Here is a 17,460-nt window from a genome sequence, read left to right as displayed (position 1 = left end):
TGTACAAATAGAAATTATTAAAGACATGGAGATAATTGTAATCAAATACTAATACTAATAAATTTAAATTATCTGCATGCACAAGATTAAATAATATAGTTAAAAATTTATTAATCATTATCAATTTGGGTTTTTTAAACTTTATATATTAATTGTAAATATCCTTTTTTATTAATTCTTAACAACAACAATAGAAAAACACCTCATGTTTGATAGAACTGCTAGAAGTTCTTATCATCATGAGGTGTTATCACTTTTTATTTCACTAGATTTCTAGTTTAAGCTTAATAATTATTCAGCAGGAGTCATAGCAGAAACTGCTTCAGTAATTGTTTTAAATTGAGTTGGTGTTTTACTGTTGCGTAATTCATTTAAAGCATCAAGTACATTTTCAGCATCGTCAGATGATACTTTACCAGTAATTGGATCAACTTCATTTACATCTTCTTTATCATACACTTGAAGTGCAACGTCTGCTACAGCTTGTAAAGCATCTTGCATTCCAGTAATTGTTGTAGCAGCGTTAATATCTGCAAGTAATGCTTTGTGAGATGCAATTGCAGCGTCTACAGCAGCTTTAACTTCTGCAGTTGTTGCAAATTCTGTTTCATTAGCAACTTCATTTAAGTAGAAGTTTGTTGCTACTTCTGGACGTAATGTAGAACCAAGGTTAATGAATGCTGAGTATTCTAAAGCATTTAATGCAGTTTCAGTACTTCCTACACCATCAAGTGCAGCATTAACTGGTGCTACTAATTCAGCATCTTCAAATGCTTCTGTAACTTCTTTAATTGAAGTGAATGTTACTTTACCAGCTGTTGCAGCTTTAGCGAATACGCCTGCTTCTTCTTTAGATGGAGAAGTAATACCTGCGTTTCTTAATGCAGCCATTAAATCTGCATTTTGATCACCAGGTTCAGCTACTTTAGCGTTAACTGTATCAAGTAAACCTTTTGAAGCTGTAGCAATTTTTTCTTTAACAGCTGTTAATGTTTTAACGAATTCTGTTTTTTCATCACTGCTTCTTAATGCATTTACTAATGGTTGAACATCATCGAATGTTTCTTGAGCTGTTTTGATATCAGCAATATTATCTACAGATAAACCATTTAAGTTAGTTAATTGACCTTCAATTTCAGCAGTAATAGCAGTATAAGTGCCTTCTAACTTAGTTTCAAGTGCTTCTTGACCAGCACCAGCTACCATAGCTTTTACAGCATCTACACCGTTATAGTACTCACCGATTACAGCAACAGATTTTTCTACTAGATCTTCTTCAGTAGCTGCTTCAAAAGCAGTAATTGCTTTTTCAATATCATTATCTACTGATAATAATTCATTTAAGTAGTCGATAGCATCTTGGATATCTGAAAGTTCTAATGAACCGTTAACATTTGATAAGAAGTCAGCTAAAATTAGACCAGCAGTTTTTCCTTCAAATACAGCTTTTTCTTGTGCTTCTTCACCAGTGTAGCTTACTGGTTTAAATGCAGCGTCAGTATCTTCTGAATCTACTGCTTCTGTAAATCTAGCTTCGTCTTCAATGCTTGCACTTAGAGCGTTAATTGCAACGTCTAATTCGATTAAAGAAGTTTTTAATTCTGTTGCGTTAATTGCGCTATCATAAGCTTTTACAGCTTCAGCAACATCAGCAACACCTTCTGCTACTGTTTCAGCGAATTTTGCGTTAGTGTAGTCAACGATATTTTTTTGTACTTCTGCACGGTCTTTAGCAAAGTTTGCTTTGTTTGCTAAGTAGTTTGCAGCTAGATCTTCGTTAACGTCAACTAAGCTTAAAACTGGAGCATTTAATGCAGCAAGAACTTGGTCATTGTCAATTGCACTTCTGATTGAAGAAATTGCAGTTTCTTCAGCTGTTTCGCTGTAATCAAATTCTTTTTCTACACCATTAATTGATACAGAACCTTTTGTTAAGTATAAGTCGTTTTCTAATTCTACAGTATAAACTGTGTTATCTTCATTAGCTGTTACTTTTACAACTTTAGCAGTTGTTGTTTCTTCGTCAACTGTAACTTCTACTTCGAAGTCTTTAGCAGTTAAGCCTTCAGTTGCTTCTTCTAATGTAACGTTGAAAGATTTAGTGTTGTCTACAGCAGATACTGAAACTACTTCAAATTCTACTGGAGCTACTGGAGCTTGTACTTCTACAGCAGTTTCTAATTCAGTACCGTTAACAGCTACTAAGTTGTAAGTAGAGTCTGCATCTTGTTCTTCAGTAGTTAATACTACAGTTGTAGATGTTGTAGCAGCGAAAGTTTGTACTTCTGCAGCTTTGCGTTCTACTTTAGTTACTTCTAAAGATGGGTCGAATTCGAAAGTTAATGCTGCGATTTGCTCGTCAGTTAATTCACCAGCGATTGTTACTTCCATAGTTGTAGCGTCGATTGCGCTTACTGAAGTTACTTCTGGAACTTCAACAACTGGAGCTTCAGCTGCGTCGATTGCACGTTTGATCATAACAGCAAATTCAGCGTTAGAGATGTTATCAGTTGGAGCTAATTTACCATCTTTACCTTTGATAACGTCGTTAGCTACAGCTGTTTCGAAAGAAGCTTTTGCCCATGTAAGTTCTTTAGCGTCAGCGAAGTTAGTTAAATCTGCAGAACCTTTTAAGTCGAAAGCTTTAACGATGATTTGAGCCGCTTCTTGACGAGTTAATTGTTGAAGAGGATTGAATTGGCCTTGGCCGTTACCTTCAAAAATTTCTGGAGAAGTTGCTACTACTGCTTTGTAGAACCAGTCTTTAGATTCAACATCAGAGAAATCTTCTGTTCCGTCTGCTTTAAGATCTAATACTTTTGCAATGATTTCAGCAGCTTGTGCACGCATTAAAGTGCTAGCTGGTTTGAAGTTACCGTCGTTATCACCTTGTACGAAATCATTGTCAGCTAAGAATTTAACTGCTTCTTTAGCATAACTAGGAACTGAATCAAAATCTTTAAGATCAGCTGCTGATGCTGCTGCAGGTACGATTGCTGATGCAACTAAAGCTGCAGTTGCAGTTGTAGCGAAAAATTTGTTTTTAGACATTACTATATTCCTCCAAATAGGTTTAATAAATTGTTATTCTAGGAAATTAAATTCGTAGATATGTATAGATGTTTCCAAGAAGAATAACAATGTTGTTAGTTGTTTTTCGTAACAGCTCTTTGTTACAAATCTATAATAATACGAATAGAATAATAGGTAAATGCTAAAAACATGGCATGAAATTATATTATTGGTGAATAAGGATTGATTTTCCAAGATTATAACAAACAGATTAATTTCTTATCCTTACAACGACAAAGTTATATTAGAAATAACATTAATTAAACCGAAACAACAATTTATTTTCATAAAGATAAAAAAATAAAGCAAACACCCAACTAATATGGCGTTAGCTTTATTTCAATAGATCAAAAGTCATGGGAAATCAAATAGCTTTCGCAAATAAAACTCCAATTTCCGTTAGTATTTAGCTCATATTTGCAAGAAATTTTAGTTTCTAAAGCAAATATTGCTACTATTTTTTAAAATATTACATTTGAATAATAAAAGTTTTACATAAGCAAATAAAAATAGGAACGGTAATTTCAATTAATTACCCGTTCCCATTTGGAGTTTCTACTATATAATTATTTATACAATTCCTCAACTACATTCAAATTCGGTTTAAATGCAAATTTAAGATTATGTAAGAAAATTGATTGTAAGCTTATGTCGTCTTCAGTAGCTTTAGTCTCTTCTTGTTCAGCTAGAGTTACTTGCTCTGGTTCAACTTTTTCTGCCACTTCGACAGCTTTAGGTGTTTTTACTTCATTCGCAACCTGAACTTGATCGTTGAATTCCTTCGATGTAGGGAAAGTACCTGCAACTAATGTTTCAACATGTTGTTTTAACTCTTTGTCCTCAGCAAAAATTGCGTTGTCGTACCACATGTTTTGTTCGAATTTCCCTTGACTTGCCACAATATTTGAATTCCATTTGCTATCAAAGTAATCATCGCCTGGTTCAGGTACACCATTTGCGGCTGCTGTTTGCTCGTTGTGATTCAGACCAACTACGTAAGGAACAATCCCCGGTGCATTATTGAAATCTTCAATCGCTTCTTCTAAACTTTTCGACCAAATTTCGATTTTCTCTTGATCGTTTTCAGCTTGCGCTTCTTTTAATGCACGAATTTTAGATTCGATCAGGTTGCCGTAATAGACTTTGTTTGGTTGGTACGTTCCATCTACTTTTTCGTACCACGCAGGATGTTGCTTCGCCTCAAATTCGTTATAAGCTGACCAATCGTCATTTTGAATTGCACTTGTGATCAGGTTATTACGACCAACGTTTACATCGTGTAGAGGATTTATTTTTCTCGCTTCGTCACCAAACACGAGCTTCCAACTGTTTTCTTTACCATTGCCATTGTTGGTACCTACATACATACCATTGGAAGGAATACGGTTTCCAGTGATTCCTTGAGTTTGAAGATAACTCATTAAATCCCACCTTTAAACTAAATTACCAATATTATAACATACCTTTGATAGAACACTTTGCGAAAGTTCAGGGGCATACTAGACTATTTTTTAGAGAAAGTGAAGGTTCGTGAGGTAGGCTATTAATAGAAGGTAGTTAAAAAGTCGTGGAAAGATTTGCTGGCAAATGCTTTCCACATTTGCATTTGAAATTACTTTATTGGGGAATTATTCGAAGTAATATAAAAGAAGTCGACCGCCATGATGAAAAATAATAAATCTCATATCATTAATTATTGTCTTTTTATTAGCTCTATTTCTCTCTCGTTATGCACAGCTTTCTCCCAGATAAAATCCTGGTCTGCAGCCATTTTGCATTTCTTTATAATAAAGGTCCAGCTTTTGTTCTAATTGATCTAATCTGCTGTTTGTGTTTTGTAGCTCTACTTTTAATTCTTGAAGTTCTGTTTTCATTCCTTGTTGTTCTAATTTCATTCCTTGCTGCTCATCTTTAATTTCCTTTAATTCTGATTTAATATCTTCTTGACCAGCTTTCAAAGAGCCAACCATTCTTAGCAATTGTTCTAGTAAATCTTCTGTATTGTTCAATTTTCTCACCTCCTTTTTTCTATTATATAGCAGCTCTTAAAAGAATAAAATATCAATTGAACACTCTAACTTTCTTTCCTATTGAATTGAATTACTTTCTGCAATTCCTCATTTTGCTGCTCCATTTTCGACTCTAGTGTTTTTAATTTTCTTTCCATTTCGGATATGTCGGATTTCATGTTAATCTGGTCAATCATTACTTGGAATAAATCAAGTTTTGATTGATCTATATCCGTTGAGTTTTTTGAGGCTTCTTGTGGCGAAGTATTTCCTATCTGTGATTGAAGTAAAAGAGTAACAATATCCAATAGTTTCAATACAAGCTCTTGTGTTTTTTCATTGTCCAATTTAGTGACCTCCTCAATGTAAGTTGCCACTAGGATTTCCAATTGTACATGAAATATTCCAGCCTCTCACTAAGCATCAGCGAAATCAAAAAACCACTTCTGAGCAAAAGTCAAAAGTGGTTTTTGAGATCTTATTGATAAAGCGGTTCTACTGTATAACCACTTTGTTCTAAATGATAACGGATGTTTTTATCAACAATAAAGTGACCAGCACCAACGACTACAAAGTATGTGCCTTCTTGCTCTTCTAGTAAAGTAGCAATCTTTTGTGCCATTTGTTCATCGCGATCGCCGAATAGCATTGCATCGTATTCAGAAGCAGTAGCATTAGCTTCAGCTACTGATGCATTAAAGCTCTCTGTCCATGCTGCCACATCACCATTTTTCCAATAGTCAAACCATTCTTTTAACGAATCATATTCTGATTCTGTCGAAGGGTCTAAAATGCTATCAAGCGCAGCAACTAAAACTTCTTCTTGCGCTTCTGGAGATAATCCAGTAAACATATCTACTTGTGCTTGCATGCCTTCTAATTCAATGACTGGCTTTCCTTGAAGCATTGCATTTAATAGGAAGTACATATCTATACCATGCATTGACATTTCCTGTGGAGATATTCCAAAAGAATCATCCATTGAAAGGATCGCTAAATCACTTGATAATGCCCAAGGTTGGAACATTACTAATTGTTCTAGTGGGATTTGGTACATTTCTGCTACTTGTTCAACCTTTGCAAAAGTTTCTTCACTCACTACATCTTTAAGTGTTGTTCCTTCTTCAAACATAGCATTTTCCAGATAGTATTCCATACCCGCTTGATCTAGTACATTAGCTTCAACTAATAGCGCTTCGGATTCCTCAAAAGCATTTAGTAATTTTTCGTTGAACGGGTACAAATCAGGTGTTCCAAGGTGAATTGAACCTAATAAATACACCAACGTATCCTCATCTTCCACTGTCCAAGCCACACCTTTTGAACCTTCACCAGCTAAATGGTATGTATCTTTAATGAATCGAACAGCTAAAATAACAGCGTCTTCTGTTGTCGCGTTCTTGTCTAAAGCTAAACCAGTCCCAGTACCTCTAAGAATATTTCTTTCTGTCATATGAGCAACAGGATCTGCCCCTACAGGTAAATCATATTGTGCGACTATGTTGTAAAGTCTGTTAACGATATCACCACGAGTTGTATCCTCTTGGATGCTAACTGGTTGAAATTCTGTATTTGCTGGAAGCTGTAATGATGCAATTTTCTGTTCCGTTAAGCTGATTAATTGGTTTACTCGATCAATCGAAGCTTCCGTTCGAAATCCGTCATAGTACCATTCCATTGGGTAAATGCCGTATTTCTCACCTTCGTTCAATGTTTCAATCGCCCAGATACTAATGTCCGGTGCAGTTGCAGTTTCCTCAGCTTGGATTGTTGGAACAACCGTCGACAGAACCAACGTCGCCCCTAGCACTGGAGCCATCAAATGTTTGAGAATTTTTTTCATCGTTTATTCTCCCCTTTCAAGATTTATTGGTACGTATTGAGTATGGTGTTTGGTCAATTCTAGATGGGGAACAAAACTCTTCCTCAATAGTTAAAAATTACCTTAGTTAGTATAACATATACTATTTAGTGAATGTTACCAATTGCTCCTGTTTTTTTAGATTAGTAGAGTTGCGTGATGTTTGTGAGCGAGATTAATGAGTTTACGAGCGACTTTTGCTGGGTTATGAGCAAATTCGGGGGCTTTTTGAGCAACTTTTGGCAATTTATGAGCGACTTTTCGAGCAACTTTTGCTGGGATATGAGCTACTTCCGGGGCCTTTTGAGCAACTTTTCTATGGTTACGAGCGACTTGGGATTTCATCCGACTTTTCGAGCAACTTTTGCTGGGATATGAGCAACTTCGGGGGCTTTTTGAGCAACTTTGGGCAATTTATGAGCGACTTTTCTGTGGTTACGAGCAACTCGGAAATCCATCCGACTTTTCGAGCAACTTTTGCTGGGTTATGAGCAACCTCGAGGGCTTTTTGAGCAACTTACCATTAAACTTGAGTAGATATAGCATCCATAAGCGGAAAAATTCCCTCTATTGGAACAAGTCGAGGCTTTGAAGGCAGAAATAAGAGGAGAAATTCCCCTTATTAGCAAAAAAAAGAGGAGAAATTCCCCTTATTAGCAAAAAAAAGAGGAAAATCCAAGGTTTTAGAGAAGATTAGCGGAAAAAGTGCCCTTATTTTGGGAGAATTTTATGTTTATTTAACTTTAGACGGAATTTTCCCCTTTATTTTCATTAAAGTAAAAGAATTATGAAACAATTCCCTCCGCGGAACAGCTTAACCAAATAGTTTCGCAATCTTTGCAAATACTAGTGTATGAATCATTAAATTGGAGGAGAACTTATGTCTGCTACAAATATAATTGGAATATTGTTTTCCTTAATATTGTTTATTTTTGGGATGATGTTTACGGGAATTGGTATGGCCTTTTTTGTTGTAGGAATAATAGGGTTAGTTTGTACGATTTTTTTTGTCGTACGCATAGTTTCAAGCATTTTGAAGGAGTTTCGTAAAAGAAATACTTGAATATTTTTCAAGTCTGCCCTTATTTTTCAAGTCTGCCCTTGTTTATTGAGCATATTAAAAAAGCGAGAACTTAAAAATTCTCGCTAAAATATTCGTCAACATAGTATTTCAGATACTTAAAAACAAATGAATCTAAAACATGATGGGCTCTATTTTTTTGTTCAATAATGTAAGATTTTGAAACTGGAACGTCAAAGCTTAAATTGGCAATTGTAATTTTACTATTAGATGGTCCAAGTTCCACCACATCGAAATTTGTTGTAAAAATCCACATACAATCCTTTTTATTCCCAGCAACAGGTAATGGCAACGCCACAATATATGTTGGAGATGGAGATGCTAAAACCAAAACAGGTACTGGTTTTTTAGTTTGAAATAAATCTCTGGCAGCGTTTATTCGTCCCTGTAAAGTTGAACCAAAGAGAACGCAAATTTTATTCATCACCACATCAACTCTCTCAACTAAATAGGTAGAACTTTGCTGTGTATAAACGACTGTTGAATAAATGTTGTTATTGAGAGGTGCTACGACTAATACGCTTTTTTGTAATGCTAATTTTTGTACTTCTTTTAACATCAACGAATCCTCCAATTAAAATAGTCTATTCAAGTAACTTCGAATAATAAGAGAATAATTTACCTCCTTAATTTTCACTTCTATGTAAATTAATAAATAATTCTAAATAAATTTTATATTCAGATAAAACTTTCGTCAACGCCTTCATTATTTATGTTTCATAGAATTTTTAGAGGAAAATAAAATTTGATAGTGAATATTAATTGTAGAGAGTGCCAATGTTTATTCTCTGTGTAACAATCGAAAGGGGTCCAAAAATGAAACCAAAAGTAATAGTCTATAAAAAAGTCGATCAAGAGGTACTAGATTTTATCCAAGAAACTTGTGAAGTTGTTAGCTTTGAAAAACTAGATTCAGATACATATCCGCGATTTTTTCAAGAACTTAAAGACGCGCAAGGTTTACTTGGGTCGGGTTTGAAAATTAATAAAGAATTGTTAGACCAAGCCCCGCAGCTAAAAATCGTGAGTAATTTTTCCGTTGGCTACGACAATTTAGATATTGCGGAATTATCAGCACGCGGGATTATGGCGACCAATACGCCAGATGTATTAAATGACACGGTGGCGGATACGATGTTTGGTTTACTTTTAGCGACCGCAAGAAGAATGCCAGAGATGGATCAGCTGGTTAAAAATGGCCAATGGAAAACCATGATTGGTGAAGAGCTTTATGGCGTAGATGTTCATCATAAAGTTTTGGGTATAATTGGAATGGGTGGCGTAGGAAAAGCCATTGCAAAAAGAGCTCACTTTGGCTTTGACATGCCTATCCTCTATCACAACCGCTCTCGCAATGAAGAAGCAGAGGAACTTTTCGGAGCTACATATTGCTCACTTGAGGATTTATTAAAACAATCGGATTTCGTTTGTCTAATGACGCCATTAACTCCGGCTACTGAAAATCTTATGGGTAAAAGAGAGTTTGATTTAATGAAGAAAACAGCAATTTTTATTAATGGATCTAGAGGTAAGACTGTGGATGAGGAAGCGTTAGTGGAAGCTTTGAAAACTGGCGAAATTCTAGCCGCGGGACTGGATGTATTTGTGCAAGAGCCGGTCCAACCAGATCATCCTTTATTGTCATTGAAAAATGTAGTTACATTACCCCACATCGGTTCAGCTGTCTATGAAACTCGTAAGAAAATGGCAATGTTGGCTGCAAAGAACTTGGTGACTGGATTGCAAGGAGAAACTCCTCCGAATTTAATAAAATAAAATGTTTCGGACCGTGGTACGTTCCTACTTTAGCAATCTTAATAATACATGGTTCTACAAAAATCCAGGCGCACATTTCATTTTGTGCACCTGGCACAAAAAAATAACATTGGGAAAATAAAATAAACGAGGCTTGACCGCTTTTATAAATGAAGCGAACGGGGAAAATAATTATTTATTCTTCAACTTTTCAATCTCTCTTTCGTTTCGAACCGCTTTCTGCCAAATGTAATCTTGATCTGCTTTTATTGAGTGGATTGTTCTAAGCAGTTCTTCATGGCGTTCTTCACTTTTCACTTCAGACTGGATTTGTCTTTCTTTCATTTCTTTAAATTCAACTTGAAGACTACCTACCATCTTGATTAACTGAGCTAGCATTTCTTCTGAATTTCCGTTACTCATTTTATATCACCTCCTTGATTTTATTATACTTCGGAATTGTTTTTACACAAATTAATTTTCTAATTCCTAATTTATCACTTAATTACTCAACTTTTCGCTAACAATTAAAAAACCCCGAACTGTGTACTTTATGTTAAAGTATCCACTGCCCGGGGTTTCATTCGTCTAGATTGTCGGTAATCGGTACCGCGCTACTCTATTAGAATTATATTTAATTAGTTTTGAGAGAGTAATGAATTAAAGCTTATATTTTTTGATCTTATACTGCTGGATTTGCAGGTGTTTCATCAGCTACTGGAGTTTCTGTTGGTTCTACTGCTTCCGGAGCTTCTGGAGTTTCTGTTGGTTCTACTGCTTCCGGAGCTTCTGGTGTTTCTGTTGGTTCTACTGCTTCCGGAGATTCTGGTGTTCCTTCTGTTTCACCTTCTCCTGGTGCTTCTGGTGTTTCTTCTTCTACAGGTACCTCAGGTGTTTCTGGTGTTTCAACTAATTCTGGTAATTCTTCTACAAATTCTTGAACTCCTGTAATTTCAGCAGTTGCAACTTTGTTACCTTCTGCATCAGCAATGTAAATTTCTTCAGTTGAAGCAAACTCAATTGTTACATCTTCTAAAACAGTTTCGCTATTTTTCCATGCATCTTCGAATGTTACTGTTAAAGTGTTTTCAGTATCTTCAGATGCATCAGTTGACAGACCTACGATTTCATTAGTGCTGAATAAAGGTGCTACTTCACCTGTAACTACGATCTCTTCAGAAAAAGTTAAAGTTACATCTGTATTTGACACTTCTTCTGCAGATACTAAAACTGGAGCTGCATTGTCAGTAAACTTAACGCCAGAAAGTTTGCCATCTTCTTCAACTGTACCTTCAGCAATATCTAATGCTGCCATTTCAACTGCTGTTTCTTCTGTTCCTACTGATAATACTGCACCTTCAGCAAAGGAGATTAGATTAACTTCTTCATCGCCATTTCCTTCAGAAGATGTAGCAAATTGCACGTCTTCATTAGCAGTAAGAGTTAATTTATTTTCTTCAACAGTTGTTGTGAAGTGAGTGTCTGTTAAATCCTTAGCTTCATTGCCTTCAAAACCTGCAACTGTAATTTTGCTTGCGTCTACTTCAGTACCGATCGCTTCTTTGAATTCGATTACGATTTCGTCATAAGAGTTAAGTGTTACACTTTCAACGATTGGTGCAGATTCTGGTTCTGGAGTTTCAACTTGTTTTTCTAATACACGGTGAACCATTAAAGCCATTTCTTGACGACTAACACCATCGCCAGGGTTTAATGAAGTTCCGTCACCTTTAATAACACCATTGGCTACTGCGATTTCTACAGCTTCTTTTGCCCAGTTTGAAACTTGATCAGCATCTGCGAATTCGCTTAAATCCGCTTCACCTTCTAGTTCAAAAGCACGAACGATTACTGTTGCCGCTTGTTCACGAGTTAATATATCATTTGGGTTGAATTGACCTTGGTCGTTTCCTTCAAAGATGCCAGCTTGTGCTGTTGCAACGACTGCTTCGTAGAACCAATCTTCATTATCTACATCCGAGAAATCTTCAGTTCCTTCTGTTGATAATTTTTTCGCTTTGTAAAGAATTTCTGCTCCAGTTGCACGTGTTACAACGCCAGTTGGATTAAAGTTTCCATTTTCATCACCTTGAAGTACTTCATCATTCACTAAAGCTTCAATCGCATCTTTTGCCCAATCTTTAATTTGATCTGCATCTTGGAATTCTGCCGCTGATGCTACCGGTACGATTGCCGATGCTACTAATGTTACTGCTGCTGAAGTAGTGAATAATTTATTTTTTAAAGTCATTTATATATTCCCCCAAATAGTTTTTTTATAATTAAGTTTATTAAAATCTAATAAGTTCTAAATCTATGTCTCACAGAATTTCTATCACCTCTGCGCTACATGAACTATCATAATACGAATCGAATGATAAATAAATGATAAAAATAATGTAAAATTACCATTTTGTAAGATTGCTAGGTAGTTACTCTCAATTTAATTGAGTTTCTACTATAATAAATAAAACTGACCTTAAATATAAAAAAACTAAATGAAAAAAGTTCCTGCAAAAATTTACAGGAACTTTTGATATTCTTATAAGTTTTCAAGCATCATATAAAGCATTTTTGCTGTTTCAGCTCGAGTTGCATAGTCACTTGGAGCAAAGAATAATTGACCATTAATTTGTTTCCCACTAATAATCTCTAGCCCAGAAGCAAGTAGTACACTTTCCTTTGCATATTCAGGAATGGTTGCTCCATCAACAAAAGCAACATTACTACTTAATACATTTTCTAAAATAAGTGGGTCCACATATTGAATTGCTCTAATAATCATAGTGGCCATTTGATCTCGAGTGATCTTCTCATCTGGATTGAATTTGCCGTTATATCCATTGATAATCCCCACACGATATGCAGCTTCAATTTCATAAACACTCCAAGTCATTGATTCATTAACGTCGAGGAATATCCCTTCATATTCTTTCTTTTGCAAATTCAATGCTCGAGCTAATAGAACTGCAAATTGTGAACGAGTAATAGAGTCATTCGGAGCAAATTCTTCAGAATTGATACCATTAATAATAGATTTTGAGGCAAGTGATTCTATATAGTTCTTTGCCCATGAATTCTTAATATCTATAAATGTTTTGTTGTTTTCAATACCAACAAATTTTGAGAAATGGTTCGTTTTGAACGTTAATTTTCCATCTTCAATTTTACTAACCACATACTCTAATGTATTTGTTTGTTCATTTATATAGTAGACAGCAACCTTCTCTAAATCCTTTATTTCATTTTCGTTTACTGGAATAGACACATCAATATATTTCGAAAAGTTTGTAAACGATGTTAATTCCCCATTTACCTCACCCTTAATTGAAAATTCATATACATCAGAGATAGCTTGTCCAGAACCATCGATGGTATGGTCATGTACTAACTCAAGCAAAAATTGTATATTTCCTTGTTTATTCTGTGATAATTCTTGTAGAATGGCTGTTGGGATTTCTATTGTCACTTCGCCTGTCGAAATGATTAATGTTTTTCCAGTCTCTAAAATTGATTTCAAAGTAGTCGAAGGTACTTCAACAATACTACTCGAATTCTCTTGGGTTAGTTTTTTTGCTGCAACAGTCACTTGCGTACTAGTTGAATCATTTAATTGATCTAAAATATCTACTTTATTCACAACCACTGATTGTTCAGATTGACTTTCCGGAGTAGTGTTAGTGGTATTGCCTCCATTATTACTACCGCTATTGTTCCCAGAACCACCACTATTATCACTTCCAGAATCGTTATCTGTATCTCCTGGATTCCCGTCGTCATTTCCTGAACCTGGGTTTTGTGTAGTAGCTTTTTTAGTCACAATTTTTGAAACACTACTATTACCTGCAAGATCAATTGCAATTATTCTAATACTATAATTAGAACTTGGTTTTAGATTACTTAAAACATAGTTTGTAGATGTCTGTGAAACAACTTCAATAAATTCCCCATCATTTTCAGCTACTTCTACTTTGTAAACCATGAACTCTTCTAAAGCTTCCCATGCAATTCTTAAACCATCTTTATCCTCGATAAGCTCGATATTTTTTACACTTTCGGGTGCTGTACGGTCAACAGTGAACTGAAGGCTATGCTCTATATCTTCATTTGAAACAGTTACTGTATAATTTCCGTCGTGAAGAATCTTAATTGGTACTGAGAATGTTCTTTCACTTGTAACATTAAAATTCTTTGAATCTACTACAACATTTCCTTGCATTACAGTAACGGCTAACATCGCACCCTCATTTGCTTTGCCTTCAATTGTAATAATTTCGTTATTCAGAATTGAGTAAACAGCTGGTGAAGTAATATTAACAAATCTTCCTTGCTCCAAATCAACTGTAAATTGTTTTTCCAATTTAAGAGAATTACGTGGCGAAGTTGGAATTGTTACTTCTAATGTATAGGTATGTTTATCTATTAAATCTGGAAAATAAATATCAAGTTCAGTCAAATTGTGAGCATCACTTGCTCCATTTATAACTTCTCTACCATACTCATCTAAAACACGGTATGCTGCGTGAACTTCATTTAACCTATCGAATAATCCGTAATAATCGCGAATTGGACTTTCTTCAACTGATAATGTTAGTAACTGACGATTTGAATCTTTTACAGCATGGTAAATACCATCAATTGAAAACTGACCAGAGGATAAGTTTATGTGTGCTTGGATTCGGCGATTATTAATGACATTGATTTCATCAATTGCGCCATCAATTATACCTGTAAATTCAAATTGTGTATCCTCTATTATCATTTTGTTTTCTTGTGATAGGATATAAGCCCAAGGTGTATCGTATTGATCTATTATTCCAACTGAGACTTTAAATGGTGCATATTGTCCCTTTGAAATATAATAGCTAGTAATTGGATTATTAGATAAATGTCCGTTAAGATAATTATCTTTTACATTGAAATCAAGTATAGGTAATTCCACACCATTTCTTAAGACCTCAAATTTAGCCAAATCCCTTTTGTTTAAAGTGATAACCTTATCACCAAGTAACTGAAATTCCGGGATATCTATATATTTTTTAGTATTTATATCTTGTAATTTTATGAAACCTTTATAGGTTCCAGGTGAAAGATATGCCTCTATCTTTTCATTGCCAGAAATATCCTGGCTAAAGTTATCACTATCTAAGACATTAAAATTAAATTGGACCCCAATATCATCAAGTAATCCGTCATCAGCATTAACGATTAACTTTCTTAAGTCCCCAGAAATTTCAAGTGGATTATTATCTGATATAGCAAGTAATTCTGTACCAGTTATTTCTCTTAGTTCAATGACAGGAATATATGAATTTTTTCCTTTGACGTGTATCTTTATTAATGCGGTATATTTTTTATTTGGCTCTAGTTTATTTGAGTACCCTGCAACAAAAGCTTGTTCTCCATCATTATAATTATAAGTGACAAGTTGGTAAGGATAGCCAAGGCCTGGATATTGTTCTTCTGGATCAAAAATTTGAATATTTCCGTAATGGAATTTTCCATAAGGTGTATCTGGATTTAGATAGATTTTATCTAGTATCTTTTTGGGAGTGACTTCACCTAGTGTGACGAATTGATCTTTCATTTTCAATTTAACGATTTCTTCATTTATGGTTGCACTAACTAAAGAAACTTTGTATACACCTTCTATTAATTCTTTATCTAAAAGAATACTATTAAAATTATTTGTAGTCAGCTCAGTAATATTACCTGATTCATCTTCGAAACTATAAACAAATTTGAGATTGTCTCCAGAAATATTCATTAATGAGGAAGCAATGCTTCTATATTGAATGTAAATATTATCAGAATTTACATGGATAATTTCACCGGTATATTCACCAAATGCAAGTTCATCTATCCCCTTATCTAGATTAATTAATCCTTCATAAATGATTTCTCCATCTTTAACTTTTAAGGTTAACGGCCAATGTTTTTGTGTCGTATTATAGTGTAAATATTTAGCGTCTTCAAAATCCCTACCAATTGTTGCGTTTTTATATTTAATTGAAGGTTTGTATGAATTCCATTGAATTTCATTATTATTTATTGGCCCAAAATATTCGTAACCTACAGTGCCTTCTATACTTTCTCCATACCAGGTTAAATTGAATGGTAAACTGAAGTCAACTTTCCATTCGGGCGATAAAAAACTTACAGGAATTGTATAATAATAGTTGTAATCTAAAATTAGCTCTACTGTTTTTAATCCTGCAGTATCAAATTGAAACTCATCTAACTCTGATCCTTCAAGATGTATTTGTTTTGTTGATTGGCCTATAAAATCATAGATATAAGCAACTTTATTTTCATCACTTCTAACAACCAAAACATAATCTTGATCTTTTAAAATGTAAGCATCTGGTATAAATACCTCACCAATATTACCGCTAGTTGTCGCTTTTTCTTCTGTAACTTTTTCATATCTTTGTGATACTTTTTGATACAGCTCAACAACTGTATCTTTCATTATTATTCCTTCTTCATTTTCAGCAGTCAGGATTGTCCCTTTTAACTCCTGCCATGGCGAAGTATAGGTAATTGATGTACTTCCTGTAATACTTTCATTTCCTTTTGTCACTGAAACTAATAAAGTATATGTTCCTGATGGATAGTCCCCAAAATCAACTGTTTTATGGTTATAATTCGATTTTGAAATAAACTCCTCGATTACAGCTTCATCCTTCAGTAATTTAGTTGTAAATTCAAGATTATCCGCATGGAAGTTGCTAGAATTTGCCTTTACCTCGTAACCTATAGTAACTTTTGTCGGATCATTGTCATCTGTACGAAAATCTCTTAATGTAACATCTACTTGTGTTGGAATAGAAGGTAAATTTAATATTTCATCATTCTCGATTGTGACTGTACCAGTCCATCTTAAATTATCAATATAATAGTTGATATTATATTTTCCCTTTGAAATATAAATATCCTTCGCATTTTGAGCAGTAAAACTGATTCCAGGCATATTAAAATAGATGGTATCCATTGGTTCTTCTATTTGAAGATGTGCAAGATTTTCCACATAATCACTAATTAAATTACTTTCATTTGAAAAACTAATCTCATCATAAATTAGATACGAGTTTTCCATTGTTCCTTGACCTTGCAGACTAAATTTTATTAGTAAACTACTTTCCTCCTTCACTAATAAATGAATCGGAGTATGATTATCTAGATAATGCCAAGAAGTAGCTCTATTCCCAACTATTAACCGTAAATTGGAAGACTCTATCTCTTCAACGTCATTTACAATACTAGTTTCCCTTAAATTCTCTAAGGTAGGAACACTAATAGTATTAAGTGAGAATATTTCATCACCCGTTAAGGATACTTGGTCGAAAAAAACATAACGTTGACCACTTTCTGAAAACTCCACTCTCCAGGTAACTGTATAGTTTAAATATAAATCAATATTAGAGTCTTCTTCTACAATGAATGATTCGCTTTCCCTATCAAAATTAAATCCTGTTTCATAACCCGTCTCTTCAGATACTATAGAAACACTAGCCCAATCTATTAAACGATTTTCGTCTACTAGATCTACCTTAATAGCTCTATTAACATTCTCATCCGCAAAAGTAAGGTTTGATGTACTTACGGAAATTACTAAAACGGTAAATAATATCCCCAAACCAAGATAATATCGAACTTTCATATTCCCCCTCCATTTCCAT

The 17,460-nt window shown here is 34.5% G+C and carries 11 protein-coding genes; 1 reads left to right on the top strand and 10 read right to left on the bottom strand.

Features of this window, described 5'->3' with window-relative positions:
* Positions 1-291 precede the first annotated feature (291 nt).
* The 7 genes from CRO45_RS00695 to CRO45_RS00660 form a co-directional block, all read right to left on the bottom strand.
* Entirely contained in the window at positions 292-3,051 is a 2,760-nt protein-coding gene (locus CRO45_RS00695; RefSeq protein WP_097147705.1) for an S-layer homology domain-containing protein, read from the bottom strand.
* Between the two features lie 587 nt (positions 3,052-3,638).
* On the bottom strand, positions 3,639-4,493 hold the full coding sequence (locus tag CRO45_RS00690) for a hypothetical protein (protein WP_097147704.1): 855 nt from the start codon (positions 4,491-4,493) through the stop codon (positions 3,639-3,641).
* A 306-nt stretch (positions 4,494-4,799) separates the two neighbouring features.
* Positions 4,800-5,081 carry a coiled-coil domain-containing protein gene (locus tag CRO45_RS00685; protein WP_097147703.1) on the bottom strand — a complete coding sequence of 94 codons (282 nt, stop codon included), beginning with the start codon at positions 5,079-5,081 and terminating at the stop codon, positions 4,800-4,802.
* Between the two features lie 65 nt (positions 5,082-5,146).
* Complete coding sequence (locus CRO45_RS00680; protein ID WP_097147702.1) at positions 5,147-5,428, bottom strand: hypothetical protein; 282 nt, start codon at positions 5,426-5,428, stop codon at positions 5,147-5,149.
* A gap of 131 nt (positions 5,429-5,559) precedes the next feature.
* Complete coding sequence (locus CRO45_RS00675) at positions 5,560-6,924, bottom strand: TraB/GumN family protein (protein ID WP_097147701.1); 1,365 nt, start codon at positions 6,922-6,924, stop codon at positions 5,560-5,562.
* A gap of 156 nt (positions 6,925-7,080) precedes the next feature.
* Complete coding sequence (locus CRO45_RS00670; RefSeq protein WP_097147700.1) at positions 7,081-7,287, bottom strand: hypothetical protein; 207 nt, start codon at positions 7,285-7,287, stop codon at positions 7,081-7,083.
* A gap of 788 nt (positions 7,288-8,075) precedes the next feature.
* Positions 8,076-8,582 carry a competence protein ComK gene (locus CRO45_RS00660; RefSeq protein WP_097147698.1) on the bottom strand — a complete coding sequence of 169 codons (507 nt, stop codon included), beginning with the start codon at positions 8,580-8,582 and terminating at the stop codon, positions 8,076-8,078.
* A 257-nt stretch (positions 8,583-8,839) separates the two neighbouring features.
* On the opposite strand from CRO45_RS00660, the gene CRO45_RS00655 reads away from it, so the two are divergent.
* The gene (locus CRO45_RS00655) at positions 8,840-9,799 is read left to right on the top strand and encodes a 2-hydroxyacid dehydrogenase (protein ID WP_097147697.1); all 960 of its coding nucleotides are present in this window, start codon (positions 8,840-8,842) and stop codon (positions 9,797-9,799) included.
* Between the two features lie 171 nt (positions 9,800-9,970).
* On the opposite strand, the gene CRO45_RS00650 is transcribed toward CRO45_RS00655, so the two are convergent.
* The 3 genes from CRO45_RS00650 to CRO45_RS00640 form a co-directional block, all read right to left on the bottom strand.
* Positions 9,971-10,201, bottom strand: coding sequence for a hypothetical protein (locus CRO45_RS00650; RefSeq protein WP_097147696.1), 231 nt, complete (start codon positions 10,199-10,201; stop codon positions 9,971-9,973).
* Positions 10,202-10,460: 259 nt separating this feature from the next.
* Positions 10,461-12,029, bottom strand: a complete 1,569-nt coding sequence (locus tag CRO45_RS20325; RefSeq protein WP_097147695.1) for an S-layer homology domain-containing protein — start codon at positions 12,027-12,029, stop codon at positions 10,461-10,463.
* Between the two features lie 291 nt (positions 12,030-12,320).
* A complete protein-coding gene (locus CRO45_RS00640) occupies positions 12,321-17,441 on the bottom strand; it encodes an S-layer homology domain-containing protein (protein ID WP_097147694.1) in 5,121 nt (1,706 codons plus the stop codon).
* Between the last annotated feature and the right edge of the window lie 19 nt (positions 17,442-17,460).

It is taken from the genome of Ureibacillus acetophenoni (genome assembly GCF_900220965.1).
Classification (GTDB): Bacteria; Bacillota; Bacilli; order Bacillales_A; family Planococcaceae; genus Ureibacillus; species Ureibacillus acetophenoni.
Note: the sequence above shows the minus strand (reverse complement) of the source record. Positions and strands in the feature narration are given on the sequence as shown.